Genomic DNA, 1,957 nt, shown 5'->3' with positions numbered 1-1,957 from the left:
GAGCAGCAGGCGCGCGATCGCGGCGGCCGGCGCAACCGCAGGCGCGGCGGCAAGAACCGTGACCGCGGCGAGCACAGACACACTTCCTCGGAAAACGAGGAAAGCCCGGCTGAGCCCGCAGCCCTCGAAGAGCCCGCGGCAGAGGCTGCCGGGAGCGAGGAAGCCGGCGGCGTGACCGCCGATGCCTCGCCAGAAGACGCATCGGACGTATCGGATGCATCCATCGTCGCCGAAGCCGTCGAAGTCGAAACCGACCAGGAAACGGCTGAAGAGTCCGCCGCCGAGACCGGCGGCGGCGAAGCAGCGGACAACGAGGACGGCAAGCCGTCCGAAGGTGGCCCCACCTCGATTGCAGCGAGCGTCGAAGCCGACGTGATTTCCGAGGCGGTGCCACAGGCGGATCAGCCCGAGCAGAGCGGCGAAGCCGCCAGCGACAATGATCGCGGCATGCTGGAGGACGTCTCGGCCTCGCATTCGGACGAGCACGAGGTCGAATCGGTCGGCGCCGAGGACGCGCTCGAGGAAATCCGCAGCCGCCGCAAGCCGGTCCGCCGCCAGTACAAGATTCAGGAAGTCATCAAGCGCCGCCAGATCCTTCTGGTGCAGGTGGTCAAGGAAGAGCGCGGCAACAAGGGCGCCGCGCTCACCACCTATCTTTCGCTTGCCGGCCGCTATTCGGTGCTGATGCCGAACACAGCGCGCGGCGGCGGCATCTCGCGCAAGATCACCAACGCCCAGGACCGCAAGCGGCTGAAGGAGGTCGTGACCGACCTCGACGTGCCGCAGGGCATGGGTGTCATCCTGCGCACCGCCGGCGAAAGCCGCACCAAGGCCGAGATCAAGCGCGACTACGAGTATCTGATGCGGCTGTGGGAGAACGTCCGCAGCCTCACCCTGCAATCCACGGCCCCTGCCCTGGTCTACGAGGAAGGCAGCCTGATCAAGCGCTCGGTGCGCGACCTCTACAACAAGGATATCGACGAGATCCTGGTTTCCGGCGAGGACGGTTATCGCGAGGCCAAGGACTTCATGCGCATGCTGATGCCGAGCCACGCCAAGGTGGTTCAGCCCTATCGCGACACGACGCCGATCTTCGTGCGCAACGGCATCGAGGCGCAGCTCGACCGCATGCTGCAGCCACAGGTGACGCTGAAAAGCGGCGGCTACATCATCATCAACCAGACCGAGGCGCTGGTCTCGATCGACGTCAACTCCGGCCGCTCCACCAAGGAGCATTCGATCGAGGAGACCGCGCTCCACACCAATCTAGAGGCGGCCGAGGAAGTCGCGCGGCAGCTCAGACTGCGCGACCTTGCCGGCCTCATCGTCATCGACTTCATCGACATGGAGGAGAACCGCAACAACCGCGCTGTCGAGAAGCGGCTGAAGGATCACCTCAAGAACGACCGCGCCCGCATCCAGGTCGGCCGCATCTCGCATTTCGGCCTGATGGAAATGTCGCGTCAGCGCATCCGCGCCAGCGTGCTGGAATCGACCATGAAGCCCTGCCCGCATTGCGGCGGCACCGGCCATGTGCGTTCCGATTCCTCCGTGGCGCTGATGGTGGTGCGGGCGATCGAGGAATTCCTGCTCAAGGATTCGCGCAGCCACATCATCGTGCGCACGCCGGCCGCGACGGCGCTTTACGTGCTGAACCACAAGCGCGCCAACCTTGTGGAGCTCGAAGCCCGTTTCGGCCTGACGATCACGATCGAGGCTGACGAGACTCTCGGCACCCAGCATTACGCGATCTTCCGCGGCGCCATAGCCGAGAAGCCGGAAGGTTTTGTCGAGGTGCGCAGCCTGCCGGCCTATGTCGAGCCGGACGAGCCCGAGGACGAGATCATCATCGAGGAGGAAGAAGAGGCCGCGGTGCAGGCCGAACAGCCGCGCCAGCCGCAGCAGCAGGGCCAGCACCAGCAGCGGTCCGAGGACGGCGAAGGCCGCGACCGCAAGC

General features: G+C 65.7%; 1 protein-coding gene. It reads left to right on the top strand.

The genetic code is table 11. The features are described 5' to 3' along the window. Positions 1-1,957 (top strand): ribonuclease E/G (locus tag EOA27_RS34130; protein ID WP_145970747.1); only part of this gene is annotated, 1,957 nt, incomplete at both ends.

The sequence above is a fragment of the Mesorhizobium sp. M2A.F.Ca.ET.037.01.1.1 genome (assembly GCF_003998075.1).
Taxonomy (GTDB): domain Bacteria; phylum Pseudomonadota; class Alphaproteobacteria; order Rhizobiales; family Rhizobiaceae; genus Mesorhizobium.
The sequence above is the reverse complement of the archived record's forward strand: the minus strand, read 5'-3'. Positions and strand labels throughout refer to the sequence as shown.